The following is a 25,926-nucleotide window of genomic DNA, read 5'->3' as shown; positions in this document are numbered from 1 at the left end:
CAACGCTTAAGAAGACAAACAATTAGAGAGGTACGCAGTATGGCTAATATAATTACCGGTGTTGCCGCATCTCCCGGAGTGGCAATCGCAAAGGTGTTTCGGTTCAACCATTCCCCATATATTCCGCAGCAGCAGACAATTACGGATGCTGAAGAGGAAGCCGGCCGTTTCCGGCAGGCCATCGAGAAGTCCAAAGGCGAGATCGAAGAGATCCGCGTAAAAACCGAGCAAAGACTAGGCGCGCAAAAAGCGGAAATTTTCGAAGCGCATCTTTTTTTGCTGGAGGATCCGGACCTAGTGGATTCGGTGCTCGACAAGATCGCAGACGAGAAGCTTAATGCGGAATACGCTTTGCACGAAGTGACGACAGCCGTTGTCGAGATGCTGCTGGAGCTGGATAATGAGATGGTCCGCGAGCGCGCGGCCGATGTCAAAGACGTCTCCGGTCGAGTGATGAGCCACCTGATCGGCAAGCCGTACGCTTCGCTGTCCGGCATTTCCGAGGAGACCATCATCCTGGCAGAGGATCTGACGCCGTCGGATACCGCGCAGTTGGATCTGAATTATATTCGCGGCTTTGTAACGGAGATCGGAAGCCGTACATCGCATTCCGCTATTATGGCACGCTCGCTTGAGATTCCTGCGATAGTAGGCGCGGGCCCTTCGGCAGCAGCCGTTGCGGATGGCGCTCTTGTTATTATGGATGCGACGGAAGGCAAAGTGATTGTGGATCCTTCGGAAGAAGTGCTGGCCGAATATCAGGAGAAAAAGAAGCAATACGATGAGCGCAGAGTACAGCTGAAGCGTCTGGCCGAGCAGCCATCGGTAACGGCCGATGGCGAGCATCTCGAGCTTGCAGCCAACATTGGCAGCATTGAAGACCTGGACAAAGTGCTGGAGAACGGCGCCGACGGCGTTGGATTGTTCCGCACGGAGTTTCTTTATATGGGACGCAATTCATTCCCGACGGAAGAAGAGCAGTTCCAAATTTACAAGCATGTGCTTGAGAAATTAGACGGCAAGCGCGTCGTTATTCGCACGCTGGATATCGGCGGGGATAAGGAGCTTCCTTATTTGGAGCTGCCGAAGGAAAGCAACCCGTTCCTGGGATTGCGCGCGCTTCGGTTATGCCTCAAACGGGAGGACTTGTTCCGTACCCAGCTCCGGGCCTTGCTCCGGGCAAGCGTGCATGGCAAGCTGAACATCATGTTCCCGATGATTGCGGTACTGAGCGAGCTTCGCGAAGCGAAGCGTATTCTTGAGGAAGAACGCGCGAAGCTGGAGCAGGAAGGGATTCAGGTGTCGGGCTCGATCGAAGTGGGCATGATGATCGAAATTCCGGCTGCCGCGATTGGGGCCGATATTTTCGCGAAGGAAGTCGATTTCTTCAGCATCGGTACAAACGACCTGATTCAATATACAATGGCAGCCGACCGGATGAACGAATCGGTGGCTTATCTGTATCAGCCGTATCATCCTTCGATCCTGAGACTCGTGAACATGGTCATCAAGGCGGCTGAACGGGCCGGCATTTGGGCCGGCATGTGCGGTGAAATGGCGGGCGACCAGACGGCAATCCCTCTCCTTCTCGGAATGGGGTTAGACGAGTTCAGCATGAGTGCGGGTTCCATATTGCCTGCCCGCGAGCTGGTGGGGCAGCTGTCCAAGCCGGAATGGGCGGCTCTGGCGGAAGAAGCCCTTGCCATGAGCACGCAGGAAGAAGTACAACAATTCGTTAAGCAAAGGAGACCACAATAATGCTATCGCAAACCTATACCGTTATCCATCCATCCGGGTTCCATGCCCGTCCATCGAAGCTTTTTGTTCAAGCGGCATCGGAGTTCCCTTGCAATGTGAAGCTGATCAAAGGGACAAAAAAAGTAAACGGCAAAAGCTCGCTTGGCCTGTTAACCCTAGGTCTGGCAAAAGGCGACGAGGTTACGCTGGAAGTGGATGGCGAGCGCGAGGAAGAGGCGCTTAACGCTCTGGGCGCTATGTTGACCAAGATCTACGAAGAATAGATGCAAATAAAAGAAGGCCCGCTGCAGCAGCTGCAGCGGGCCTTCTTCTATTTTATGGATGCTTCACTCCATGACAAGTCCGCCGGTAACGGGCGTGTAAGTGCCCGTCAGGAACCGCGCGCCGTCTCCGGCGAGAAAAGCAATAACGCCGGCCACATCCTCCGGATCGGCGATTCGGCCAAGCGGGGTGAAGCTGCCTATCACGCGGCTTTCTTCTTCGGAGATCGTGAAGGCTTCATCGGATCTGACAAATCCCGGTGCCACAATATTGGCCGAGATCCCGTAGGGGCCGTACTCTTGGGCAATATACCGGGCAAAGGTATCAAGGCCTCCCTTAGCCGTACCAAAGGCGATATATTGCGGGGTAGGATCTTTCCCTTCCGTGCCGGACAGATAGATGATTCGGCCGGCTTGCTGCTCCATCATTGCTTTTAATACAGCCTTCGTTGGCTCAAAGACAGCTTTTAATTCGCCGGTCAATTGTCTTTCGAAGGATTCCCAGGAGAGCTCGGCAAAGCTGGCCGCCTCGGCTGATTGACTTAAGCCGCATACGAGTACATCGATATGTCCAAAGGTATGAATGACGGTCTGGGCAAGCTGTTCCATCTGCTCCTGGTTGCGGGCATCAGCTGGAATAGCTATGGCCTCGCCGCCATTTGCCCTGATTTCGGAGATCACCGCGGTTAAATCCCTTTCGAAATCACTTACTGCAATCTTCGCCCCTTGTTTGGCGAGCTGCATGCACGCCGCTCTCCCGATCCCCTGGGCACCGCCTGTAACAATCGCTACTTTTCCTTGCAAGGACATGATGAGCAAGCCTCCTTCAGAAGTGACTTATTCCTGATCCAGCCCGCCATACTGACGCGCGATATCCAGAGCGGTCTGTTTGATCTTTGCCGCAATCGAAGCGGGCTCGAGTACAATAACATCGGTCATATAATGAAGCAAGCTGCGGATCAGCCAGTGCTCGCTCGAGTAGGTCATTCGCACAATAAGCTGGCCGTCCGGCAGCCGTTCGATATTTTTCTCGTCAAAATGGTCCATGACGGATAGAGCCGCCGCCGCTTTAAACTGCAGGACGGCAGGAATTTCCTCGTTGTCGCCTCTTCTCGCGGATGAATTCCACCTGTCGTTCAGCTGTTCCAGCGAATCTGTCCGTCTAGTAAAGGTACCGGCCTGAATACTCAATTGCCGGATACGCGTCAGCTTGAAGATGCGGTAATCCTCGCGCAAGCGGCAATAGCCGTGAAGATACCAGGCATAGTTCTTCAGAACAAGGGCCATGGGCTCGATCTCGCGCTCTTGCTCGCCGCCGGTTCTGCTCGTATAGTGAAACCGAATCAGCTTACGGTCATTAACAGCTTGACGGAGCTGGTCATATCGCGCCTGATCCTCTTCACTGTTCTTCCAAGGGGTGAAATCGACTTGAATACGGTCTCCTTCACCTGTCCGGCCTTGCTCGGCCTGCGCTACCATGGCGCCAACCTTGCTAAGGAGGAGATCCATATTCGAGCGGTCATAAGCGTTTGTTGATTCCAGACCGCGAAGCGCCGTGAAGAGAGCGGTCAGCTCTTCAAAGGACAAGAGCTGCCGATCCAGCCGGAAGCTGTCCATGATCTCATAGCCGCCTTCCATGCCGGTGTAGGAGACAATGGGAATGCCGGCCTGACCAAGCGAATCGAGATCGCGATAGATGGTACGCAAGGAAACCTCTAGCTGCTCCGCCAGCTCCTGCGCCTGTACCCGCTTTCGATTAAGCAGCAAAATCGTGATGGCCATTAACCGTTCCAGCTTCATCGTTATCTCTCCTAAACCGGCATGCTTCAGCCTGCCGTAATATGAATTAGTGTGCGGCCGCGTATTCTTCGCCTTCGGCGGGCGCCTCCATTTTGTCCTTCGACATCAGGAATGCCGCAACTAACGCTAATGCCGCAGGAATCAGACTCCAGGCAAAGGTTGCGCCAATCGAGCTCGACAGCCCCGCCGTTATCGTATCCAGAAGCTGAGGGTCGACGGTCTGCCGGAATGCCGGATTCAGCAAGGAATGCGGATCGTTTAAATTCAAGCCAGGGGGCACCGTGCCGTTGCCTAGGGATTCGGTAAGCTTCGAGAGCATGCTGTGGCTTTGAATAATCCCGAAGATCGTAATGCCAAGCGACATGCCAAGCGAACGGTTGAAGTTCAAGGTCGAGCTTGCCGCTCCCCGCTGCGCGGCAGGGAACGAATGAAGCACCGAGGTGCTTAATACCGAGAAGGAAGCGCCGATTCCAAGTCCAATCAGAATCATGATTCCCGTGATGAAAAGTCGAGAAGATTCTACCGTAATTTGCGAGAGAAGAGCAAGGCCTATGAGCAGAATGGCCAGCGTTCCTATCATAATCGTCCGGTACTGCAGCTTCGTCATGAGGAAGCCGCCTAGCGTTGCGGTGATAACCGAACCAACCATCATGGGCAATAGGGTTAGACCGGAGTTAGATGCGGAGCCGCCAATGACGCCCTGCACGTAGATCGGAATAAAAATCGCTGCCGTCATATAAGCCGCGCCGCTAAGCATGGCGACCAGATTGCTTGTGGTGTACAGTCTGCTGCGGAATAAGCCAAACGAGATGATAGGTTCGGCCGCTTTTCTCTCGACCAGTACGAGCAGGAAGGCAAGAACGGCAAATCCGGCAAACAGACCGATAATTTGCGGGGAATCCCAGGCATAGGTTTTGCCGCCGAGCTCCAGCGCGAAGATAAAGCAGACAACAGCTCCTACGAGAAGGATGGAACCGGCCCAGTCGATACGCTGCTTCGAGTGGGCTGCCGATTCCTTGTAGAACAGGGCAATCATCAGCAGAGCAATGAAGCCAAGCGGAAGGTTCATGTAGAAGATCCACGACCAGTTGAGGTGATCCGTAATATAGCCGCCAAGCAAGGGACCAACCACGCTGGAGAGGCCAAATACCGCTCCAAACGCGCCCATCATTTTGCCGCGATCCTTAGGAGACACGACATCGAACAAAATCGTAAACGCAATGGATACCATCGCACCGGCTCCAACCCCTTGAACAGCCCGGTAAATACTTAACTCGATAATCGAATGGGCCATTCCGCAGAGTGCCGAGCCGATCATAAACACGATTATCCCAAAGATAAAAAACCGCTTGCGGCCGTACATATCGGAAAGCTTGCCGAAGATCGGCATACACGCCATTTCCGCGACCATATAAGCGGTGGTGACCCAGACGAACTTATCGAGTCCCCCCATCTCTCCCACGATTGTGCCGATCGCCGTTGACACAACCGTGTTATCCATGGATGCCATCAGAATGGCCAGCAGCAGTCCTCCGATAATGGCACCTAATTTATTCTTCATTCCACACCATTCCCTTCTTCTTCCTGAATTGATTGCTGAACAATCATCTGAGATCATCATAAGCTACCCTTGTTGACAACAGTGTGTCAGGGAAGAAAGGCATGCTGGGTAATTATTTTTATAAAAATAGCAGGCTGCAAAAAAGGCTATCCCAAAAGTCAAAAACCGACATTGGAACAGCCCTTATAATGGAGTGTTAGAGTAGCAAATTAGGGTTAACGTACGGAGAGCAAAAGCGCTAAGCAAGCAGCGCCATGTGGATTTTGACAACGGCCTTCTTAATAGGCGAACCGTCGCCCATGCCCGGACGATGAACGTCATCAGGGAAAAAGACGGCGTACATACCCGGCTTCATTGCCAACAGTTGTTCATCGGCTTGAGGAGCGTATAACGCATAGTCGTCCTCTTTGTCATAAGGCTGAGATGGAATCATACCCTCTCGCAGCGGCGACCATCCGATCAGCTCGGAGCCTTCGATTAAATAATGGATGTCGAGGTATTGCTCATGCTTCTCCGCAACCTGCTCCTCTTGGCTCTTCGTATCGAAGGACATGAAGCTGATATAGAGCGAATCGCCCCGCAGTTCCAGCCTGCCCTCCGGCCATTCCCCCTTCTCGCTCCATTGACGCAAAGCCTGCAGGGCTTCCTCAATGGCGGCATAGCTGCCGGAATGGGGATCATTCGCCCCGGATAATAGCCCAAGTATCATAATAACTCTCCTTTCTGCCTTTCAGAACAGCTTGACGGCAACCGCCGCTGACGTGTTCTCCTTGTTTACGATGGATGCTTCATAGGTGCGTTTAAAATATTCGACGTACAGCACGTCAAGCAAATAGAGCTGCGCGATCTTTGCCGATAAGGAGCCGCCTTGCAGCGGACCTTCGTTGGCTCCGCATAGCAAAGTAATGTCTGAATAGGAGGTTAACGGCGATTTGACGAAGCGGGTAATCACGATAATCGCCGCTCCCCGCTCTTTGGCCTTTTTTGCGACCTCAATAGAATCCTTGGTTGAACCGGAGTAGGAAATAATAATCGCGACATCCTTCTCGCCCATTAGAGCAGCCGACATCGCCTGCTGATGCGAATCAACGGAGCAGCCTGTCTTGTTCGTAATACGCATGAACTTGTTGTTCGCTTCCATTGCGGTCATCAAGGACGAGCCAACTCCGTAAAAAATAAAACGGTCGGACCGGATGAGCAGATCAATCGCCCGATTGATGAAGTCCAGTTGAATGAGCTTGAACGTCTCATTTAACGCATTGATGTTGCTCTGAAGCGTCTTGGAGACGGCTTCCTCCAGCGTATCCTGCAATTTTACCTGAGCGGAGAGCTGCGGAATTTCATTATCCGCGGAGATGCTGTGGGCGAGCGCAATTTTGAATTGCTGATAGCCTTTAAAGCCCAAGGCTTTGCAAAACCGGAAGATGCTGGCCTCCCCTACGCCGCAGCCCTCGGCCAGATCCGTAATCGACATATAGACGACGGCCTCGGCATGCTCCAAAATATAATCGGCAGCTTTTTTCTCCGTGGCCGTAAACCGGTTGTAGTGAGAATTTATCGTTGAGGTAATGCTGATCTCCCGCAAATTGTCCCCCCTAGCTTAGAAACAAGGATGCCGCCCCAAGCAAGCCGGCTTTATTGCCGAGCGCCGCCGGACGAATGGCAACATCCGCGAAACTGCTCATAATCAGCGTTTTGGTTCTCGCTTCTACGCGTTTTACTAGCGGCAGCTGCTCCATAACGCCGCCTCCAACAACGATAGCCGCCGGATTGAAGATATGAATCAGGGAAGCGAGGCCAAGACTGACTTCGTCAATCCATCTATTCAAGACCCCGTCCAGCTGTTTATTGCCTTGCTGAATCAGCTCGAATAATATTCTTCCGTTGATGCAGTCCGGGTCCGTCTGCCTAGCCTGATTTACCAAAGCGGTTGTGGAAGCGAAGCTTTCATAGTAGGACGACGGATGGGTAAACATATGACCGAACTCGGCAGCCACTCCGCCAGCCCCTTTATACAGCCGGTTCTCGATAACGATGGCGCCCCCTATACCGGTTCCGAAGGTGAGGCATAAGAAGCTGGAAAAGCCCATGCCGGCGCCATAACGGGCTTCGCCAAGCGCCGCCGCGTTTACGTCGTTTTCCACCTTTACCGGTACTTCAAACCGTTCGCCAACAATCCTGCTTAGCTGCATGCCGGTATAATCCGGAATGTTGGCATTGGCATACACGATGGAGCCATCCTCGGCATTCACCTGTCCGGCCGTACTGATTGCGATGCGGTCATAGCCCGAGTATGAAGACATCTGCTCCATCAGCCGCTTGATGACATGCGGCCCGCCTTTTCCGCTTTCCGTGGGATACTCCGTAAACTGCTCCACATTTCCAAATTCGTCGCAAAGACAAAGCTTAGTGTTGGTGCCGCCGATATCCGCCGATAGAATCCGCATGAGACTTACTCCAACGCTTTCAGAAAACGTTTCGTAATGTCCATCGGCCTTGTAATTGCCGAGCCAACGACGGCGGAATACGCGCCAAGGTCAAACATGGCTCGCAGCTCCTCCGGCGTCGAAATTCCGCCTTCGGCAATAACGGGCACATCCAAGGTTTGCACCAGCTTGGTAATCAGCCCGAAGTCAGGGAGCACTTGGCCTTTCGTTGCTCCCGTGTAACCGCTTAACGTTGTGCCCACGCAATCGAAGCCAAGCCGGACGGCCTGCAGCGCTTCCTCGAAGGTTGAGCAGTCCGCCATAAACAGCTGGTTCGGATACTTCGCGCGGATTTGCGGGAACAGCTCGGCGATTGTCGAGCCATCCGGTCTGACGCGGTCTGTAGCGTCCATGGCGATAAGCTCAACGCCCTCCTCGCAAAGCGCATCCACCTCTGCCATCGTTGGCGTAATGAAGACGGGACAATCCCCGTATACCTGCTTAATAATGCCTATAATCGGCAGGTTAACCCGCGTCTTGATCTCGCGGATGTCCTCCACGCTGTTCGCCCGGATTCCCGCCGCTCCGCCAAGCGAAGCGGCATAGGCCATTTTCCCCATAATAAACGGGCTGTGCAGCGGCTCTTCGGGAAGCGCCTGGCAGGAGACGACGAGCTTTCCCTGTATTCGTTCAAACAAGTTATTCATGCCAATGACCTCTCTCTTCTCTCAATGTGTGAAGCTATTCCTTAATGGCGCCGGCCGTAGCTCCGGAAGTGAAATAGCGCTGGAACAAAATAAAGATAATCAGCATGGGAACCGCCGCAACGGTTGCTCCCGCCATTTTGTAGGCAAAGTTAGGATTGAGGTCCTGCATGAGGGTTGCGGTACCAACCATCAGAGTCTTCATGGTCTTCTCCTGACCGATCACAAGCTGCCACAGGTAATCGTTCCAAATCTGCACGAAGTTCAAAATAAACAAAGCCCCGATGCCCGGCTTGACGATAGGCAGCATGATCTGCAGGAAAACCCGCCATTCCCCCGCACCGTCGATTTTGGCCGCTTCCCGCAGCGCATCCGGCGTACTGTCGAAAAAGCCCTTCAGCAGGAATACCCCAAATGCGCCGGCTACGTTAGGCCAGATCATGCCGTGGAAGCTGTTAACCATGCCGAAATCCTGCACAATCCGGAATAAAGGGACAATCATAATTTCTTTTGGAATCATCAGACTCGAAATAAACACGATAAAGATGATCTGCCGCCCTTTGAAATGGATCTTCGAGAAGGCGTAAGCAGCCATGGAGCCAACGGCAATGACTAGAATCGTCGTAGCTCCGGCAACAAAGATACTGTTGAACGTCCATCTTAAAGCGGGCTGGTTCCGAAAAATATCGACGTAGTTGGCGAAGGTAATGGAAGCGGGCCACCAGTCCGGCGGCATCTTCACCACATCGGAGCTGTTTTTCAAGGAGCTGGTGAACAGCCAATATAGAGGGAACAGGCTGATTACCGCAAAGAAGGTAACCAGAATATTCGACACCAGGTCAAAGGGCTGCAGTTTATTTGCTTTCTTCGGTTGCGACATCGTGATTTCAACTCCTCGCTTCTACTTCTGTTTGAGCATGGCCTTTAATTGAGGGATCGACAGCAGCAAGGTGATGGCGAACATGATAACGCCAACTGCGGAAGCTATGCCAAGCTGGTTGTATTTGAACGCGTTATTGTACAAGTAATACATGAGGGTGACGGAACCGTTATTTGGCCCGCCGCCTGTGAGAAGCTGAATAACGACAAAGATCTTCAGCACGGCAATAATGTTGATGATCGTAATGTAGATCGTGGTCGGTTGAACCGAAGGGATCAGGATTTTCGTAATAACCTGCCATCTGCTGGCTCCGTCCACCTCGGCGGCTTCGAAGAGATCCTTGGATACTCCGATCATGGAAGCGATATAAAGAATAATCGACTGACCGACGTTGCCGGCGAACGTTACGAAGATAATAACGGGCATGACCGTCTGCGTATTGCCAAGCAGATTAACCGTGCCCATCCCTGCTTCCCTTGCAAAATAGGAGATGAGGCCGTTAGCCGGATTAAGCAGGAAACTCCACACCATACTCATGACGACCATGGAGACCATGACCGGTATATAGTAACTTCCCCGGATGAAGGAAACGTACTTGGCATTTTTATCGAAGATGGCGGATGCCACAAACAGGGCAAAGCCTACGGTTAACAGAACGATAAATACAACAAACACGACCGTATTCACGAGCGCTTTGAAAAAGACGGGATCATTAAACAACGCTGCGTAATTGTCGAAGCCTACAAAGCTTTCATTCTGGTAATTGATTTTATAAAAGCTGAGCCGGATGCCTTCCAGTATCGGATACACGAGAAAAGCAAGGAAAATGAGCATTTGCGGTAAAATAAACAAATAGCCGGTAAGGTTCTCTTTCACAAAACTGTTCCGAATGCGCATGGTGGCTGCCTTTCCGATTAGCGGCTCTTCCTGCTTCCCCGAAGACGAAGAGCCGCTGATCCTGTTTATTTGTCTAGCCTAGCTATTTCTTATAGATGACCGAGTTTTCTTTGTTGGACTGAATAACCTTATTGCCGCTCGCTACATAGTCTTTAATGGCTTGCTCAGGCGTTTTTGCCCCCATGTACAAAGCCTGCAGCTCCGGATACAGCGCCTCGCGCAATTGGCTGTAGCCCGGAACGTTGCCGCTGAAGTTGAAAATGTATTTGGAGTTCGCATCGTATGCCGCAAAGAACGGATTCTCGCCGCTCAGCTCTTTAATGACCGATGCACGCACCGGAATGCCGTTTTTCGACGATTTCACGAGCTCCGGATCGCTGGAGAAGAACTTCACGAAGTCTTTGGCCACTTCGGTTTTCTTCGGATCTTTGGATTGGAATACGCTTGCGCCAACGACGTAAGTGAAAGTCAGCGGGTCGCCGCTTTCCGAAGGGATATTCGCCAGTCTGATATCGAATTTCGGAGAAGTACCGCTTGCCATATTGGCTTTAATGCCGTTGAACAGAACCGGGTTCGTAAAGCTGATAGCGAGCTGCTGGTTTTGGAACATGGCGTTTGCGTCATTGGAGGAGACGGATTCCGCGCCCGGATTCGTATATTTGGCGTCGTAGATTTTCTTCAGCCATGCCGCCGATTTGACGCCGTTCTCGCCAAGCACGATATTGCCGTCTTTATCGAAGAAGTCCAAACCAAACATTCTCAGGTAAGACAGGTTCCAAGTATCCCCCTGGTTGTTGACCGCAAACAGCGCCATCGGGTAGGCGTTGGAGTATTTATCTTTAGGAAGCTTGGTCTTGAGGCCTTCAAGAATTTGCTCGTATTCGGCAAGCGTCCAGGTCTTGATCTCGTTCTCTCCGCCGACGTACTGCTCGAGCCCGGCAGCCTTGAACATATCCGCATTGTAGACGAGCGTCCCCGGATTGTTCTGGAACGGGTAGAAGTAAATATCGTCGCCAAACTTCACCATGTCCCAGTAGTTCTGGGCGATATCGCTCTTCGCATTGTCATCGATGATGTCCGTAAGCGGCTCCAGCGCGCCGCGGTGTACGTAGTCACCCATGGCGAATGTGCTTTCGAAGAAGACGTTTGGAGCGGTTCCGCCGTTCAGATTGACATTCAGCAGCTGGTCGCGTTGGTCGCCGGCGATCACTTCTACCTTAATGTCAGCGTCATACTTGTCGTATTGCTCGGTAAATTTCTTGGCCGCGTATTTCAGGAAGCTGTCGTAATCGGCGCCTTGCTCGGTTGCATCCAGCACGCCTTTCCATTGCGGAGTCAGCCATACGTTAATGGAAACCTTTTCTTTGCCTTTCGAACCACTTCCGTCGTTTGCGCTTGAATTCCCGTTATCGGCATTGCCGGAGCAACCGGCCAGCAAAGCCATAATCGTTACCGCTGTAATGCCCATGGACCATTTCTTCATCTTTAACCGCTCCCTTTTCGTGTTAGGATCTGATCTGGCAGTGGATTTTTCTAGCGAACAAAATCGGCAATGGCCTTATCGATGCTGGCAACAATCAGCTGAATCTTCTCTCCGTCATCGCCGCTGAGGTTCTCGAGCGGGGCACGAACGCCGCCAATGTCTACCCCTCTTGCGCGAAGCACTTCCTTGATGCCGGCATACATCGAGCCGTTTAAGGAACAAAGCGCAATGATAATGTCGTTAATTGCGCTTTGAAGACGCGTAGCTTCCTCCAGCTTGCCTTCCTGCAGCAATACGTTGGCCTCCAGGAACAGCTCCGGCATAGCGGCATAAGTGCCGCCGATTCCGCCTTGCGCTCCCATCATGCGGCCAGCCACGAATTGCTCGTCCGGACCGTTAAAGACGATAACGCGGTCGCCGCCGACGGATTTGAAACGCTCGATATCGAGTGCCGGCATAGACGAGTTCTTTACTCCAATAACCTTGTCGCTTGCAAGCAGCTTGCGGAATACGGCAGGCGTTAACTGGTAGCCGGTTGTCTGCGGAATGTTATAAATGATGAACGGAAGCGGGGTCGCATCGATAATGTCGTTCCAATAACGAATGACCGCGCTGTCCGGCAGTTTGAAATAAATCGGCGGTATAGCGGAAAGAGCGTCATAACCGAGCTCTGCGGCATGCCTCGCCAGCTCGATGCTGTCTCTGGTGGACGGCGCTCCAACGTGAGCGATAAGCGTCATCCTGCCTTTCAGGCTTTCCGCTGCATAGGAGAGTACCGCTTTTCTCTCTTCGATACTTTGGTAAATGCACTCGCCCGAACTTCCCCCTACGTACACGCCTTGTACCTTCTTGGCTAACAGATAGGACGCAAGTTGTCCGGTTCGATCCTTTGAGATGTTTCCGTCATTGTCGTAACAAGCGTAAAAAGCTGGAATGATCCCATGAAATTTTTGCAGGCTCACGGTTAGTCCCCCTATTGTTCTTGAAGTAATTGGAGGATTATTTTCTCTCCTTGGGAACGGATGAAAATAATTTTCTCCCTTTTGGAACACAGCGTTCCGATCGTTGGTTTGAACTGCGGTAAGGACTGCCGGCTGTCCTTAGCTAACGTTTTAACACAAAAAATCAGCTTTGCCTGCGGTTTCGGACGATGAGGTAAAAAATGAACCTTGGGGTGTAAAAAGAGAGGTATCTCTGTGGGAAGCGCTTCCAAAATGGCGAAAAAGAAAAAAGTCCCGCCGTTTGGACGAGACTTCAGAGGGTTTAGTTAACGCGGGGAGTCGGAAATCGCTTTGGCGGCAGGGAAACGAAGGGTCACCTTTGTGCCTTCGTTAGGCTGGCTTTCAATCGCGAGTCCATATCCGTCGCCGTAATAATAACGGATGCGGTCCTGCACGTTTTTGACGCCGATATGCGTGCTGCCAAGCGTGTCCTCGGCGGCTTCGTTCAAGCGTTGACGGAGCTTTGCGAAATTCTCTTCCGACATGCCGGCACCGTTATCCGCAACCTCGATATGCAGGGCTTGTCCGGAAACAAAGGCGGCTATTCCAAGACTGCCTTGACCGCTTTTGCGCTCCAAGCCGTGAACGATGGCGTTCTCCACAATCGGCTGCAGCGAGAAATGTAGAACCGGAAGCGTCTCGGCGCCGGGCTCGATTTTTTCCGAATAGCTGATTTTATCGCCAAAGCGCATTTGCTGCACCTTCACGTACAGCCGGGTATGCTCAAGCTCCTCCCGCAGGCTTACGATATCCTTGCCGGTCTGGATATGAATGCGGAACAATCGGCCAAGCAGGCCCACCATATCCGCAATATCCCGCTGCCCCGCAATAATAGCCTTCATCTGGATCGACTCAAGCGCGTTGGCCAGGAAATGCGGGTTAATCTGGCTCTTCAGCGCTCCGTATTGCGCAACCTTCTGCTGGGCCAGCGTCATGGACGACCTCTCGATATGCTCCTGCAGATCCTCCACCATTTTGCGGATACCCTTATAGAGCACGCCGAACTCGTCCTGCCGCTGCGTGCTGAGATCGACGTCGAACTTGCCAAGGCCAACCGCTCTGACCTGCTTGCTGAGCTGAATAATCGGCTTGGTGACGCGTTTGGACAGCATAATCATGAACAGCAGCGCGGTAACGAGGGAGCATAAAGCGCCCCACAGCAATATTTTTCGAAACATAGCCGCATCCTTCGTCATGTTATGCTCATCCATGTACTGGATAACCTTCCAGCCGGAGAAAGGCGAGGTAATAAAGTTCAGGTATGAAGGGACGCCGTTCATGGTGAAGTAATAGTTCCCCGTGTACGCCTGCAGCTTCGATTGACTGCCCGGCTGCCGAAGATCCTTCAGAAGCTGCTCCTGATTAGGGTCCGAGGAATAGACGATGCCGCCCTCATCATCGAGAATAAGAAAATTCCGGTTCGTATTCTCGGACAAGCTTAAGATCTCGCGAAGGGAATCAAGCCGGATATCGACAAGGATGACGGCCAGGTTAGATCTGGTTCCCGTCTTGTTGATGACCCGGGCGATCGAGATGACCGATTCGGAAGAATTCGTCCGCAGAAAAGGGGTATGCGCGCCAAATAAAACCGCCTTGCCTTGCGAATGGAGTGTTTTCTTGTACCAGTCCTGGTTGAAGACATCGTCCGTGTTATAGTCGGATTGATTAAAGTCCGCCGAATAGAAGATCCGGCCGCCGGCAAATACCTGCACGCTATCGACGTTCTTGACCGTAAGCTCAATCCGGCTGATAAATTGTTCAATGACGCTGCCGTATTTGATGCTGATATCGCTTGGATCCGTATTTTTGTTCTCCGACCAATGGACAAGCGAGCTTTGCAGCTGGCTGTCGAGCTGGGCGGTAAGCGTGCCGGTCTCAATGCTTTGCAGATACTGGTCGATATTAAAGGACAAATTGTTCAGAATAAGGTTGGCGCTGTTCTGGTATTCGTTTTTTACCGTTTGAAGCGAGAACAGGTACACGATGCCCGACATGATCGTCAGCGGTAGGGTAATAATGCAAATCATAAGGATGAAAATTTGATGATTGACGCGCAATTGTCTGAATCTGCCCAAGCTTCTCACCGCCTTTACGACCTAAATATAGCACTGTTTATAACATTTGCTACTGCAATGATAATATAGACGAGATGACGTAAAAAAAGGGGAATGTCATGTAAAAACCGGGGGATTCTCCCCCTTTTTCAAATAAATTATGCTTAAACAGCAGGAGACGAGCAAGCTGCAGCTGCTTGTCTTCAATCAGGAGCAGGGGGAATAGAAATGGCAGCACGGACCAAGAAGGCAGCAATGCTGATGACCATCTTGTTAGTTATGCTTACGGCAGCCTGCAGTTCCAACAACAATGCACCAGGCAACAAGACAATCAGCGAACCGCAGAATACCGCATCGGGCGGCAGTGAAGCAACACCGGCAGCCAAGCCCGTAGAGATTACATGGTGGAACTTTCCCAACTTCCAGGCTTTAGACGGAGAGGTTGGCAAGTACGAGAAAGAAATGATTGCCGCATTCAACCAGAAACACCCGGAAATTAAAGTGAATCTTGAAATGATTACGTTTGACGGAGGGCCGGAGAAGCTGAACGTGGCGATCGCCTCCAACTCCGCTCCCGACGTCATTTATGACGCACCCGGACGAGTTATCGACTGGGGTAAAAAAGGACTGCTCGCACCGCTCGACGACATGATATCAAGCGAGGTGCGCAGCGATATTCCGGAAGCGTTCTGGAAGCAGTCCATGGTAGGCGACAAAACGGTTATGTACCCGATCAACACGGCTCCGTTCATGATGGCCGTAAACAAAACGGTATTCGAGAAAATAGGCGCCCTCGATCTGCTTCCGCTGGACCGCAAGGATCGCGTATGGAGCTTTGACGAGTATAAGGCTGCGCTGCAGGCGGTAAAAGAGAAGGCTCCCGACGTTATTCCGTCCGTCTTCTTCGCCAAGAGCCAAGCCGGCGACCAAGGCACGCGGGCGTATATTGCGAACTTGGGTCTTTCCTCTTTTCTGAAGGATGATCTCTCGGCCATTGCCATCAATACGGACCAAGCCGGCGCGGCATTGGACTGGATCGCTCAGGCGCAGAAGGATAAGCTTGTTATTTCGGGCTCCGCGGCGCTTGCGGCATCCGATGTCAACGATTTGTTCCTGCAAGGCAAGGTGGCATTCTCCATCAACTATTCGGCCGTGTTGAAAGCGCAAAACTCGACGCTCAAAAAAGCGGAGTTTGAGGAAGCGCTGCTGCCGTTCCCGACGCTGGACGGATCAGCGCCTAAGCTGGAGCCTTACTTGGGAGGCATGGCAATCTTCAACAACGGCGACGATGCGAAGATTGCGGCCGCAAAAACGTTTATCGATTTTGTAGCCAATGACGAAGTGTACGGCAAGAAAAACCTGATTCAGACCGGCGGCTTGTCCGTGCGCAATTCGATTACGGGCCTGTACGACGATGAGGAATATGCTTATTCGGAGCTTGCCCGCCAGTTCATCACGGCACCTCCGACCATCGCGGACGGCTATGCGGAAATCCGCACGTACTGGTTCCCGGCGCTGCAAAGCGTGCTGTTAGGCCAGCAGACCGGCAAAGAGGCATTGGACAGTTTTGCGAAAAGCGCCGATGAAGCTATTGCGAAGGCCAAAGCCCAGCTGAAATAAGAAAGCGTGCTACTGAGCAGCGCACAGGCTTAACGACATAGAAGCCAAGCTTGCCACGGCTTATATGCGCCTGTGCGCTGCTCTTTTTTCAGAAAGAAAGGAGAGACGCATCATGCTTCTGACGGCACTGAAATCCAAACGCCTGGTATGGCGCGAATGGCTAGCCAGTTATTTATTCCTGCTTCCCGCACTTGCGTTCTTCCTGCTGTTCGTCGCTTATCCGATGCTAAGGGGCGCTTATATCAGCTTGTTCGACTACAGCCTGAATCGATTCGAATTTATCGGCCTCCGCAATTATGCCGATCTGTTCAAGGACAAGACGTTCTTGAAATCGATGAAGAACACGATTCTTATCGTTCTTGTTACCGTTCCTGCGGTTATTGCCTTTTCGATCTTCGTATCCAACACGATTTACCGGAAAAGCGAGCTCGCAAGATCCTTCTTCCGGGGCGTGTTCTACTTGCCGGCGGTGTCCTCGGTTGTCAGTATCACCGTGGTATGGGCATCTATCTATGATCCGAATTACGGCATTCTGAACTATGTAACCAGCCTGTTTGGCGCGGAACCCATTGCCTGGCTGGGCGATCTTCGGACGGCGTTATTCGCGATTATTGCGGTGCTTGTGACGACCTCCGTTGGCCAGCCGATTATTCTGTATGTAGCCGCTTTGGGGAATATCCCAACCTCTTATATCGAAGCCGCTCAAATTGACAGGGCTACCCCGGGTCAAATATTCCGGAAGATCATATGGCCGATGCTGATGCCAACCAATCTGTACATCATCGTAATCACGACGATTAATACGTTCCAGACCTTTGCGATTGTCCAGCTCCTTACCGCAGGAGGTCCGCTTAACGCCACTTCGACCGTCATGTACGGCGTGTACGAGAAAGCGTTTATGCTGGGGTCGTTTGGCGTAGCAGCCGCGATGGGCATGATTCTGGCGGTTGTTATTGGCATCATTTCGCTCATTCAGTTCAAATTTCTGGGCAGCGACGTTGAGTACTAGGAGGAGAGCTTATGAATGCATCTATGCCGTTTCGAAAAAAACCAAGAAGGCTGATCCCGAATATCGTGCTCCTTGCGGTGGCCTTGTTTTTTATCTTTCCCTTTTATTGGATCGTTACCGGCGCCTTCAAGGTGCAAAACGTGGCAGTGGCTATTCCGCCGGAATGGTTCCCGCACGCTCCAACGCTCGATAATTTCACGGTTCTGTTCAAAAATCCCGTCTGGCGCTGGACCTTCAACAGCTTCTTTGTTGCGGCGGCCGAGATGGCGGGCGTATGTCTCGTAGCCTCTATGGCCGGTTACGTGCTGGCAAAAAAACAGTTTCCCGGACGGAAAATCATTTTTACGTTGTTTGTCGCAGCCATGGCTTTGCCCAAGCAGGTTATCCTGGTTCCGCTATTTACGATGATTGCCGACTTCGGCTGGATCGACCATTATAAAGCGTTGATTCTGCCTGCGATTGGCTGGCCCTTTGGCATCTTTCTCGTTAAACAGTTCGCGCAGACCTTGCCCGGAGAGCTGCTCGAAGCGGCCAAGGTGGACGGCTGCACCGAGCTTAGGCTTTATTACAGCATCGTGCTTCCGCTGCTCAAGCCCGCGCTTGGGGCGCTTGCGATCTTTACCTTCATCAATGCCTGGAATGATTATTTCAGCCAGCTCATTATGATTCGCTCTACCCCTATGATGACGCTGCCGTTAGGCGTAGCGACGCTGAAGGGAGAATATACGACACCGTACGGCGTGTTGATGGCTGGCGCGGCTTTCGCTTCGCTTCCGATGATTGTAATCTTCCTGTTGTTCCAGAAAGCCTTTACGCAGGGCATTACGATGGGGGCCGTAAAAGGGTAAAGAAATGGCGATGCATGCCTAGCATCGCCATTTCTTTTTAATGCATAATGCCCAGCTGCCTGCGATAGTCGGTTGGCGTTGTGCCCGCCACTAGCCGGAACATTTTCACAAAATGCTTGTAGCTCTTGTAGCCGCACATCGCGCATACATCGGTCACAAGCCGGTTAGGGTCGCGAAGCAGCTTCTTGGCGTAATCAATGCGAATCTCCGTGACAAAGCTCAAGTAGTTCTGATTCAGCTTCGTTTTGAACAGCCGGCTTAAATACGAAGGGTTATAGAAGAAATGATCGGCTACCATCTGAAGGCTGAGCTCCTGGTCAATATTTTTCTCGATAAACCCCTTAATCTGGCTGAACACTGCATTCTCCTGGGAAGACTGGTGAGTCTGCTTAGAGTACACATCATTCAGGTGGACGACCCATAGCGCCAAATACTCGAATAAGCTCTTGAGGGTCCGGTAATCATGGACGAAAGACAAATCAAGCAGCTTTTCGCTGGATACTCCCTGGACCGGTATGCCCTCCTTGTGGGCAAAGCGCAGGGTGACGTTAATAATCTCCTGCAGGAATACGAGCCATTGCTCTGCTTGAATATGGGGCAGAGCCTGCTCCGATTGCTCGCATAGCCTGTCCATCAGCTCACTGGCAGCAGCGGAATCCCCTTGCTCCAGGCAAGCTTGCAGCTTCTTGCGGTCATCCGGGTGAAGCGAGACGAAGCGGTCGCCGCCTGCCGGGGATTCGTCAGCCGGCCAGTGAGCCGCCGATATCAACCATTGTCCGGGCGAAGCAAAACGTTGGAGCAGGCTTTGTCCCGCGGACTTGATAGCAGCTCCTGCTTTTGCTGGATCAGACGTCGCAGGGCCTACGGAGAGATAGAGGTGAGTATCGGGATGCAAGGGATTTAAAGAAGAGGCTAGCCGCTTGCTTAGAAGCTGGCCTGCCTCAGCCGGATCGGATAGTCCTGCGAGTACCAACAGAACGTAAAGCCTGCCTCTGCTCATATAGCCCATAAGCCGATGCACCGGGGAAATGTCGGCAGCCGCCTGAGCGATAAGCTGCTCCGCAGTCTGATGCCATTTGCATTCCTGTTGCAGTCCGCTGCGGCCAAAACAGCTTGCCGCAAGCGCCACGTAAGTCAGCTCTGACTGCTCATTAAATCCAAGCAGCTGCCTCCAGCCCGGCAGATCGGATAGGCTTCCGTCCATAAGCTGCTTCACAGCTTGACCGTATTGCCATTTCGTTAGCTCGGCGGCTTTTGCCTCGAAGTCCTGCTTCTTCCGCCGCTCTTCCCGCTTTTGCTCCAGCCGGCTGATGCAGGCCGTTATCGCCTCCATGCTGACGTCATACTCCAGCGGCTTAAGCAAATACTCCTGAACTACGCCGAGACGGATAGCCTCCTGCGCATATTTGAATTCGTTGTAGCCGGTGAGAATGATAAAGCTGGCATTCGGAAGCAGCGGCTTTAACTGCTCGATCATTTCCAGCCCGTTCATCTCGGGCATGCGAATGTCGGTCACGATTAAATCCGGCTCTTCCCGCAGAGCCACGTCTACGCCGATCTTGCCATTCTCGGCCTCCACAATTCCGCCGACGCCAAGCTGCTCCCAAGGGAAATAATGCTTTAAGCCAGCGCGAATAAGGGGTTCGTCTTCGACAATCATTACTTTTAGCATGGCGTTCACCCGGATTCGAATTTTTACGAAATATTAAAAATAATTATACCGGAAAGGCAGATTCGCTTGAATCGGGCTGTGGAATAAGCGTAAAGAATGGACCTGTTATGTCAATTTTGAGGGATATCCGGTTAGTTGCCGTAGTCCTGAACAATAACATCGATAACACGCTTGCCCCAGTCCGAAGCTTCCGAGCCCGGCTCATTCCAGGCGTAAGTAATAAGCGCCTTCCATAGGGCCCAGCCGCGGGCGCGATCTATGGTATCTTGCTCGACATTCATGGCGCTCAGAAACACTTTGCGGCTGGACTCGTCAAAAAAGTTCCATGCCATGACCAGATCGCTGGAGGGGTCGCCGACACCCATGGTTCCGAAATCAATGACGCCGGACAGCCGGCCATTCTGCTCAAGCAGATTGCCTACGGCAATATCGCCGTGAAGCCATAGCGGAGCCGCTTCATATTTCATCGCAAGGGCAAGCTCCCAAATCTCGGTTAGAAGCTCCCGGTCGTACTCTCCGCCAAGCTTCGCGATGACCGATCTGGAGTCTTGATCGTATACGGCTAAGTTTCCCCCGCGATGGAAGTTTTGTATGCCTGCCGGAATGCCGTCCGTGGCATCGATGGCTTCCAGTTCCTTCAGAAAGGCGGCGAGGTCTTCGGCAAATTCGTTGAGATCGCGGATGTTGGCATACGTAACCGTATTGCCTTCGAGCCAGCGGTTAACGGACCAAGGAAGAGGGTATTCCGCGGTAGGCTTACCTTGCGCAACGGGAGCGGGTATCGGCAGAGACAGGAGAGGCTTAAACACGGGAAGCCAGGTCAGTTCCTTCTCAACAGCCGAGGCGTACCGCTCATGGCTCGGCAGGCGCACCGTCATTTCGTTGCCCAGCCGGTAGGTACGGTTATCGTGCCCGCTTTTTTCCACGGGTTTTACCTCCAAGTCCTTCCATTCGGGAAATTGACTGCAAATTAATCCACGCACCAGCTCGGCCGTAATTTCAATCATAAACTCGCCCCTTTTCTTAATTAGTTGCTGCATCGTAATGTTACCTCGATCATAACAACCCGTATTCGTCCTATCAAAGGAGAAAACGGCTATAACATAAAAAAACGCCAAATGAATGTCGCGAAGCGCACAGGCATTCATTTGGCGTTTTTTTATTTCGCTTGGAGCAGCAGCTCGACCGCTTTGACGACGGATTCCCGCAGAGCATCGTGATTCTTCGCCGCTTCCGGATTCAGTCCGGGGCCAAAAGGATTGGTTGCCGCCCAAGAGGTCGCAATCGTCATGATGGATGTTAGAAGAAAAGCGGGGGGCAGGGCGGAGCCTATCCGGCCGCTTGCTTGCGCTTCGCTTATTTTGACGATCTTCTGTTCATGGGCGACATCGCGTACGGGAAGACTGCTGACCGTATTCTGCTCCAGCGTGAACCACATAAGCAACCGCATAATCTTTGGATTCGCCATAGCGAAATCAAAGACGTTAACGGCAAAGCCCGGGATATCGTCGAACGAGAAGGGAATGCCTTCAAACGCTTGGTCAAGGTGCTTTTGAAGAACCGTGGTGAAGAGCGTCTCTTTATTTTCAAAATAAATATAGATCAGATTTTTATTGCAGCCGGCGGTTTTGGCAATGCGGTCGACCCGTGCCCCGGCAATGCCGAAAGTGGAGAACTCATCCATAGCAGCCTCCAGAATCCGTTCGCGCGTCGCTTCGGCATTTCTCATCCGTAATCATCCTTCGTTCATTTTTGACCTAGTATATCATACTTGACTAACCGGTTAGAAAGGACTATATTTAACTAACTGGTTAGTTATAAGCGCTGATCAGAACCTCCAAGAAAGAAGGAATGAAAGATGGCACAACGGACTTGGTTTATTACGGGGATTAGCAGCGGCTTTGGCCGGCATATGACCGAGCAGCTTCTGCAGCGGGGCGACCGCGTTGCCGGTACGGTGCGTAATCTGGATGTGGTGGATGATCTTAAGGAAAAGTACGGCGATCTTCTGTGGGTGGCTCATCTTGACGTGACCGACACCCCGGCTATATATACGGTTGTTAACCAGGCCTTCGATCAATTGGGCACCATCGACGTTGTTGTCAGCAATGCGGGTTACGGCCTTATTGGCGCGGCGGAGGAACTGACGGATGAACAGATTAACCATCAAATTAACACCAACCTTGTTGGTTCCATACAGCTGGTACGCGCTTCCTTGCCACACTTGCGTGCACAGGGAGGAGGGCGAATCATACAGCTCTCAACAGTAGGCGGACAAGCCGCGTTTGCGGGCGGGTCGCTCTATCATGCGACGAAGTGGGGAATCGAGGGCTTTATCGAGGCCGTAAGGCAGGAAGTCGCTCCTTTCCATATCGGCGTTACCATCGTGGAGCCAGGCGGAGCGCGTACGAACTTCAGGCATCACAGCATAAAGCTTGCTTCTAGAATGGAAGCTTACGATATCTCTCCGGCAGCGCAGGCAAGAAAGATCGTTGAGGATAAAACAGCCGTCTCCATTGGCGATCCGGCTAAGATGGCCGCCATTATGATCGACAGCGTTGACCAGCATCCCGCACCCAAAAGAATTGCCCTTGGCAGCGACTGCTATCAGGTCATTCATCAGGCGCTGACCAGCCGCCTTCAGGAGCTGGAGGCTCAGAAGGAGCTCGCCTACTCAACGGATTTTCCGAAGGAAGGTTAAGCTAAGGAGATCACGTTTGGAATATTATCGCCTTCTACCCGGCTGCTGGCCAGGCGGAGGGCTGTTTTTTTCGCGCCGCGTTGCGTGGCTTAGAAACGGCCAATGGCAACCAACGCGGCTAATAGGATAAAGACAAGGTTTACGCCTAGTTCCCTGTATTCTCTTCGACTAACATGAAGCACCGCACCAAGCAAGACAACAACGGCAAGCGCGGCCGCGGCAACCGGCGTCAAGATTGGCGCAATACCAAGCGCTTCCGGAAGAATAACGCCAATAGCTCCAAGCAGCTCCGCCGCCCCGATAAAGGCGACAAGTCCTCTCGGGAGGTCTTTTACCCAACCCCAGGAAGCTGTGGCTTTTTCATATTGAAAAGCTTTCAACCACCCCGAGTAAATAAAGCCTAAGGCCGTAAGCCCTTGAATGATCCATAACGTGATATTCGTCAAAAATGCCGTCCTCCTTCTCTTTGTTTAGCTCCTGTAAGGTATAATAGACCCGAGTTATCCATAGAAGGAAGTAGGCACTTTATCTAAACAAAGTAAATAAAAAGTTACCTAGCGCAGCATAAGGGGTGGAGAGATCATGAAGCAATATTGCAAATTCGAATCGGCACTCGATATATTGATCGGCAAGTGGAAGCCCGTTATTCTGCTTCAGCTTATTTCAAACGGGACGATGCGATTCAGCGAGCTTCTTAAAGCCATACCGGACATTAACAAAAGAATGCTTACCCAGCAATTAAGAGAGCTTGAGTACAACGATATCGTTCACCGCGAGGTGTATAACCAGGTTCCTCCGAAGGTCGAATACTCGATTTCGGAATACGGCAAAGGATTAAGCAAAGTGCTGCAGGTTATGAACGATTGGGGCGAGGAGCATACCGAGCATATGGAATCGCTGTATGGAACGGAGCATTCAGAGGGGGAATCGGAATAAACGGATACTTCGCGGTTATAAGATGCGCTATAGCCGAGGGCTATCCTGTATACTATCTATGAAGGCAGGTGAAAAAATCCATCTTAGAAATGATAGAACAGCATGACTAAAGGGGAGGCTTACATAAGTGCAACGAGCAATGAAAAAAACCGCAGCACTCGCACTCGTTTTTTGTTTATTCATCAGTTTATTTCCGCAAATGATATTCGCGGATGCCGGAAGTTCGTCGAAGGACTTCCTTTCTTTCTCGGTGGAAGGGAACCCCGGTATTATTGATAACGTCAATCATACGATTGAGGTTACCGTTCCTTTCCGTTCGGCAGTCTATAATATGCTGGAAAGCTTTACGGTTTCGGATGGCGCCACCGTGCTTAATCACACGAGCAATGTGACGCGTACGGATTATTCGAGTTCGAGAACCTTAACCGTTGTTGCGGAGGATAATAGTACGCAGGATTACGCGGTAACCGTTACGATCGGGCCGAGCAATCTGAAGTCTATCACTTCGTTTAATTTCACCAGTCCGGGCGTGACGGGTTTTATCGACGATGAAGCGTTTTTAATCTATCTCTACGTTCCGCAAGGTACGGATCTGACAGCGCTGAAGCCTACATTTGCTACAGATGACAGCGGAGCTTCCGTACTAGTGAACGGGATCGTTCAGAATAGCGGCGCTAGCGCACAGGATTTCACGAATCCGGTAACGTACACCGTGCAAGCGTTGGATGGCAGCACGCGCAATTATATCGTCACCGCGGCTGTTCAAAGCGTACCTAGCACGGCTAAAGAAATTACCTCCTTCGGTTTGTCCTCGCTTTCGTCCATAGGAACGATCAATGAGGCTAACCATACGATAACGCTGACCGTTCCTTACGGGACGGACCGGACGATGTTAGTCCCTACCTTTATTACGACGGGTACAAGAGTCATCGCGAATTGGGGGCAGCAAGTCAGCGGAGAAGACGTTGTTGATTTCTCTTCGCCTGTAGATTACGTCGTTTTTGATGAAGCCGGCGACTCCCGGACTTATACGGTTACAGTACAAGAAGCGGCTAGCAACGCTGGCACAACCAAGGAATTGCAAACCTTTGGCATAGACGGGGTGTCGGGTATCGTGGATGAAGCCGCGCATACGGTAACGGTTGTTTTGCCATCCGGAACAACGCGCCAGAATAAAGTGGCTTCGTTTACGGCAAACGGCCAGTTCGTTAGCATTGGCAGCACCATTCAAGCTTCCGGAACTACGGCAAACGATTTTACCGTTCCTCAGACGTATACGGTATTTGCCGAGAACGGATTGACGCAAAATTATGTCGTAAACGTGAAGCTGGCAAATGAGCTGACTTCCTACAAGCTCACCTCCCCGGTACAGGTGAATGGTGTTATTGACGCCAATACCCATACGATTACATTGGCCGATATCCCGAATGGAACAGATCTTAGCGCCGCCAAGGCGGAGTTCGTTACGACAGGGGATCACCTTGAAATCAATGGGGTTGAGCAGCAATCGGGCGTGACGGCAACGGATCTAAGCTCTTCCCCGATTATTAACGCGGTGGATTCCGAAGGCTCCTCTATTCCTTACACGGTAGTTCTGACGTTTAAGGCATCGAACCCTACTACTTCGAATCCTTCCGTGCCAACGGATCCGAAGCCTTCTGAACCAACCTTCAAGACGGTAGTAGACGAGGAGAAGTTGACGGCTGATCTGAAGGGCAAGGTTGAGCAAGCAATCAAGAACCCTGCTTCCACTCCATTCTCTGACGTGAGCCAGCATTGGGGCAAAGCAAATATCGATCTGTTCGCCGCGATGGGCTTTATTACGGGGTATCAGGACGACACCTTCCGCCCGAATGCTTCGATTACGCGCGCGGAATTTTCGGCCATGATCGTTAGGGTGTTCCCGTTCATTGCGCAAGGCGGGACAAAGACCTTCACCGACGTGAAGGAAAGCTACTGGGCGGGTCAAGATATTAAAGCGTTGGCCGCGAGCGGAATCATTACGGGCTATTCAGACGGTACGTTTAGACCCGATGAAGGGATTACGCGTGCCGAGATCATCGACATCCTCAGCCGTATTGTGGACTTCAAGGCGGCAGTGTCGGAGCAGACCGCAAGCTTCAATGACATCGCGGGCGTCTGGAATGCCGACGACATTCGCAGCGCGGCATCGGCGGGTATCGTTAACGGCCGGGCGGAGGGCATCTTTGCTCCGCAAGAGCAGTCGACCAGAGCGGAAGCTTTGAGCATGATTGCGCGCGTTCTGGATCTGAATAAGGACATTAAAGCCTTGCTTGATTCGTTTAAAGCCTAATA

General features: G+C 51.9%; 24 protein-coding genes. 8 read left to right on the top strand and 16 right to left on the bottom strand.

Going from position 1 to position 25,926, the window contains the following annotated elements; genetic code table 11:
• The first annotated feature begins 39 nt into the window (after nt 1-39).
• A complete protein-coding gene (gene ptsP, locus WFJ73_RS27960; RefSeq protein ID WP_336776213.1) occupies nt 40-1,758 on the top strand; it encodes a phosphoenolpyruvate--protein phosphotransferase in 1,719 nt (572 codons plus the stop codon).
• Nucleotides 1,758-2,021 (top strand): HPr family phosphocarrier protein, encoded by a 264-nt coding sequence (locus tag WFJ73_RS27955; RefSeq protein ID WP_336776212.1) that lies wholly within the window; start codon nt 1,758-1,760, stop codon nt 2,019-2,021. Before ptsP ends, WFJ73_RS27955 begins: the two co-directional genes overlap by 1 nt.
• Nucleotides 2,022-2,084: 63 nt before the next feature.
• On the opposite strand, the gene WFJ73_RS27950 is transcribed toward WFJ73_RS27955, so the two are convergent.
• The 12 genes from WFJ73_RS27950 to WFJ73_RS27895 all read right to left on the bottom strand — a co-directional run bounded on the left by WFJ73_RS27950 (nt 2,085) and on the right by WFJ73_RS27895 (nt 14,845).
• Nucleotides 2,085-2,828 carry an SDR family NAD(P)-dependent oxidoreductase gene (locus tag WFJ73_RS27950; protein WP_336776211.1) on the bottom strand — a complete coding sequence of 248 codons (744 nt, stop codon included), beginning with the start codon at nt 2,826-2,828 and terminating at the stop codon, nt 2,085-2,087.
• 27 nt (nt 2,829-2,855) lie between these two features.
• Complete coding sequence (locus WFJ73_RS27945) at nt 2,856-3,818, bottom strand: helix-turn-helix transcriptional regulator (protein ID WP_336776210.1); 963 nt, start codon at nt 3,816-3,818, stop codon at nt 2,856-2,858.
• 46 nt (nt 3,819-3,864) lie between these two features.
• Nucleotides 3,865-5,379: an MDR family MFS transporter gene (locus WFJ73_RS27940; protein WP_336776209.1), complete on the bottom strand. Its 1,515-nt coding sequence runs from the start codon at nt 5,377-5,379 to the stop codon at nt 3,865-3,867.
• Between the two features lie 238 nt (nt 5,380-5,617).
• Entirely contained in the window at nt 5,618-6,088 is a 471-nt protein-coding gene (locus WFJ73_RS27935; RefSeq protein WP_336776208.1) for a YhcH/YjgK/YiaL family protein, read from the bottom strand.
• A gap of 21 nt (nt 6,089-6,109) precedes the next feature.
• Nucleotides 6,110-6,964, bottom strand: a complete 855-nt coding sequence (locus WFJ73_RS27930) for a MurR/RpiR family transcriptional regulator (RefSeq protein ID WP_336776207.1) — start codon at nt 6,962-6,964, stop codon at nt 6,110-6,112.
• 10 nt (nt 6,965-6,974) lie between these two features.
• Complete coding sequence (locus WFJ73_RS27925; protein WP_336776206.1) at nt 6,975-7,826, bottom strand: ROK family protein; 852 nt, start codon at nt 7,824-7,826, stop codon at nt 6,975-6,977.
• A 5-nt stretch (nt 7,827-7,831) separates the two neighbouring features.
• The gene (locus WFJ73_RS27920; protein WP_336776205.1) at nt 7,832-8,512 is read right to left on the bottom strand and encodes an N-acetylmannosamine-6-phosphate 2-epimerase; all 681 of its coding nucleotides are present in this window, start codon (nt 8,510-8,512) and stop codon (nt 7,832-7,834) included.
• A 34-nt stretch (nt 8,513-8,546) separates the two neighbouring features.
• Nucleotides 8,547-9,389, bottom strand: a complete 843-nt coding sequence (locus WFJ73_RS27915) for a carbohydrate ABC transporter permease (protein WP_116394582.1) — start codon at nt 9,387-9,389, stop codon at nt 8,547-8,549.
• A 21-nt stretch (nt 9,390-9,410) separates the two neighbouring features.
• Nucleotides 9,411-10,265, bottom strand: coding sequence for a carbohydrate ABC transporter permease (locus tag WFJ73_RS27910; protein ID WP_336776204.1), 855 nt, complete (start codon nt 10,263-10,265; stop codon nt 9,411-9,413).
• Between the two features lie 103 nt (nt 10,266-10,368).
• Nucleotides 10,369-11,769 (bottom strand): ABC transporter substrate-binding protein, encoded by a 1,401-nt coding sequence (locus WFJ73_RS27905; protein ID WP_336776203.1) that lies wholly within the window; start codon nt 11,767-11,769, stop codon nt 10,369-10,371.
• Between the two features lie 50 nt (nt 11,770-11,819).
• On the bottom strand, nt 11,820-12,731 hold the full coding sequence (locus tag WFJ73_RS27900; protein ID WP_336776202.1) for a dihydrodipicolinate synthase family protein: 912 nt from the start codon (nt 12,729-12,731) through the stop codon (nt 11,820-11,822).
• A 305-nt stretch (nt 12,732-13,036) separates the two neighbouring features.
• Complete coding sequence (locus tag WFJ73_RS27895; protein ID WP_336776201.1) at nt 13,037-14,845, bottom strand: cache domain-containing sensor histidine kinase; 1,809 nt, start codon at nt 14,843-14,845, stop codon at nt 13,037-13,039.
• Between the two features lie 207 nt (nt 14,846-15,052).
• Between WFJ73_RS27895 and WFJ73_RS27890 the strand changes: the two genes are divergently transcribed.
• The 3 genes from WFJ73_RS27890 (at nt 15,053) to WFJ73_RS27880 (ending at nt 18,301) form a co-directional block, all read left to right on the top strand.
• Nucleotides 15,053-16,444: an ABC transporter substrate-binding protein gene (locus tag WFJ73_RS27890; RefSeq protein ID WP_336776200.1), complete on the top strand. Its 1,392-nt coding sequence runs from the start codon at nt 15,053-15,055 to the stop codon at nt 16,442-16,444.
• Nucleotides 16,445-16,556: 112 nt separating this feature from the next.
• Nucleotides 16,557-17,453: a carbohydrate ABC transporter permease gene (locus tag WFJ73_RS27885; protein ID WP_442956000.1), complete on the top strand. Its 897-nt coding sequence runs from the start codon at nt 16,557-16,559 to the stop codon at nt 17,451-17,453.
• Nucleotides 17,454-17,464: 11 nt separating this feature from the next.
• A complete protein-coding gene (locus tag WFJ73_RS27880) occupies nt 17,465-18,301 on the top strand; it encodes a carbohydrate ABC transporter permease (protein WP_336776199.1) in 837 nt (278 codons plus the stop codon).
• A gap of 37 nt (nt 18,302-18,338) precedes the next feature.
• Here WFJ73_RS27880 and WFJ73_RS27875 read toward each other — a convergent pair whose 3' ends face one another.
• The 3 genes from WFJ73_RS27875 to WFJ73_RS27865 all read right to left on the bottom strand — a co-directional run bounded on the left by WFJ73_RS27875 (nt 18,339) and on the right by WFJ73_RS27865 (nt 21,702).
• On the bottom strand, nt 18,339-19,973 hold the full coding sequence (locus tag WFJ73_RS27875) for a response regulator transcription factor (protein WP_336776198.1): 1,635 nt from the start codon (nt 19,971-19,973) through the stop codon (nt 18,339-18,341).
• A gap of 131 nt (nt 19,974-20,104) precedes the next feature.
• Nucleotides 20,105-20,980, bottom strand: a complete 876-nt coding sequence (locus WFJ73_RS27870; protein ID WP_336776197.1) for an aminoglycoside phosphotransferase family protein — start codon at nt 20,978-20,980, stop codon at nt 20,105-20,107.
• A 152-nt stretch (nt 20,981-21,132) separates the two neighbouring features.
• Nucleotides 21,133-21,702, bottom strand: a complete 570-nt coding sequence (locus WFJ73_RS27865; RefSeq protein ID WP_336776196.1) for a TetR family transcriptional regulator — start codon at nt 21,700-21,702, stop codon at nt 21,133-21,135.
• A 129-nt stretch (nt 21,703-21,831) separates the two neighbouring features.
• Here WFJ73_RS27865 and WFJ73_RS27860 point away from each other — a divergent pair, with 129 nt between their 5' ends.
• On the top strand, nt 21,832-22,674 hold the full coding sequence (locus WFJ73_RS27860) for an SDR family oxidoreductase (protein WP_336776195.1): 843 nt from the start codon (nt 21,832-21,834) through the stop codon (nt 22,672-22,674).
• Between the two features lie 89 nt (nt 22,675-22,763).
• Here the strand turns inward: WFJ73_RS27860 and WFJ73_RS27855 are convergent, their stop codons facing one another.
• Nucleotides 22,764-23,120 carry a DoxX family protein gene (locus tag WFJ73_RS27855; RefSeq protein WP_336776194.1) on the bottom strand — a complete coding sequence of 119 codons (357 nt, stop codon included), beginning with the start codon at nt 23,118-23,120 and terminating at the stop codon, nt 22,764-22,766.
• 136 nt (nt 23,121-23,256) lie between these two features.
• On the opposite strand from WFJ73_RS27855, the gene WFJ73_RS27850 reads away from it, so the two are divergent.
• On the top strand, nt 23,257-23,610 hold the full coding sequence (locus tag WFJ73_RS27850; RefSeq protein ID WP_336776193.1) for a winged helix-turn-helix transcriptional regulator: 354 nt from the start codon (nt 23,257-23,259) through the stop codon (nt 23,608-23,610).
• A gap of 127 nt (nt 23,611-23,737) precedes the next feature.
• Complete coding sequence (locus WFJ73_RS27845) at nt 23,738-25,924, top strand: S-layer homology domain-containing protein (protein WP_336776192.1); 2,187 nt, start codon at nt 23,738-23,740, stop codon at nt 25,922-25,924.
• The last annotated feature ends 2 nt before the right edge of the window (nt 25,925-25,926 follow it).

Origin of the sequence: Paenibacillus sp. MMO-58 (assembly GCF_037146255.1) — a bacterium.
In the GTDB taxonomy this organism is placed as follows: Bacteria; Bacillota; Bacilli; order Paenibacillales; family Paenibacillaceae; genus Pristimantibacillus.
The sequence above is the reverse complement of the archived record's forward strand: the minus strand, read 5'-3'. Positions and strand labels throughout refer to the sequence as shown.

Bases quoted from the DNA above. Each gene is read 5' to 3' on its own strand.
- ptsP (WP_336776213.1), top strand. From the start codon at position 40: ATGGCTAATATAATTACCGGTGTTGCCGCATCTCCCGGAGTGGCAATC.
- WFJ73_RS27955 (WP_336776212.1), top strand. From the start codon at position 1,758: ATGCTATCGCAAACCTATACCGTTATCCATCCATCCGGGTTCCATGCC.
- WFJ73_RS27950 (WP_336776211.1), bottom strand. From the start codon at position 2,828: ATGTCCTTGCAAGGAAAAGTAGCGATTGTTACAGGCGGTGCCCAGGGG.
- WFJ73_RS27945 (WP_336776210.1), bottom strand. From the start codon at position 3,818: ATGAAGCTGGAACGGTTAATGGCCATCACGATTTTGCTGCTTAATCGA.
- WFJ73_RS27940 (WP_336776209.1), bottom strand. From the start codon at position 5,379: ATGAAGAATAAATTAGGTGCCATTATCGGAGGACTGCTGCTGGCCATT.
- WFJ73_RS27935 (WP_336776208.1), bottom strand. From the start codon at position 6,088: ATGATACTTGGGCTATTATCCGGGGCGAATGATCCCCATTCCGGCAGC.
- WFJ73_RS27925 (WP_336776206.1), bottom strand. From the start codon at position 7,826: ATGCGGATTCTATCGGCGGATATCGGCGGCACCAACACTAAGCTTTGT.
- WFJ73_RS27920 (WP_336776205.1), bottom strand. From the start codon at position 8,512: ATGAATAACTTGTTTGAACGAATACAGGGAAAGCTCGTCGTCTCCTGC.
- WFJ73_RS27915 (WP_116394582.1), bottom strand. From the start codon at position 9,389: ATGTCGCAACCGAAGAAAGCAAATAAACTGCAGCCCTTTGACCTGGTG.
- WFJ73_RS27905 (WP_336776203.1), bottom strand. From the start codon at position 11,769: ATGAAGAAATGGTCCATGGGCATTACAGCGGTAACGATTATGGCTTTG.
- WFJ73_RS27890 (WP_336776200.1), top strand. From the start codon at position 15,053: ATGGCAGCACGGACCAAGAAGGCAGCAATGCTGATGACCATCTTGTTA.
- WFJ73_RS27885 (WP_442956000.1), top strand. From the start codon at position 16,557: ATGCTTCTGACGGCACTGAAATCCAAACGCCTGGTATGGCGCGAATGG.
- WFJ73_RS27880 (WP_336776199.1), top strand. From the start codon at position 17,465: ATGAATGCATCTATGCCGTTTCGAAAAAAACCAAGAAGGCTGATCCCG.
- WFJ73_RS27875 (WP_336776198.1), bottom strand. From the start codon at position 19,973: ATGCTAAAAGTAATGATTGTCGAAGACGAACCCCTTATTCGCGCTGGC.
- WFJ73_RS27870 (WP_336776197.1), bottom strand. From the start codon at position 20,980: ATGATTGAAATTACGGCCGAGCTGGTGCGTGGATTAATTTGCAGTCAA.
- WFJ73_RS27865 (WP_336776196.1), bottom strand. From the start codon at position 21,702: ATGAGAAATGCCGAAGCGACGCGCGAACGGATTCTGGAGGCTGCTATG.
- WFJ73_RS27860 (WP_336776195.1), top strand. From the start codon at position 21,832: ATGGCACAACGGACTTGGTTTATTACGGGGATTAGCAGCGGCTTTGGC.
- WFJ73_RS27850 (WP_336776193.1), top strand. From the start codon at position 23,257: ATGAAGCAATATTGCAAATTCGAATCGGCACTCGATATATTGATCGGC.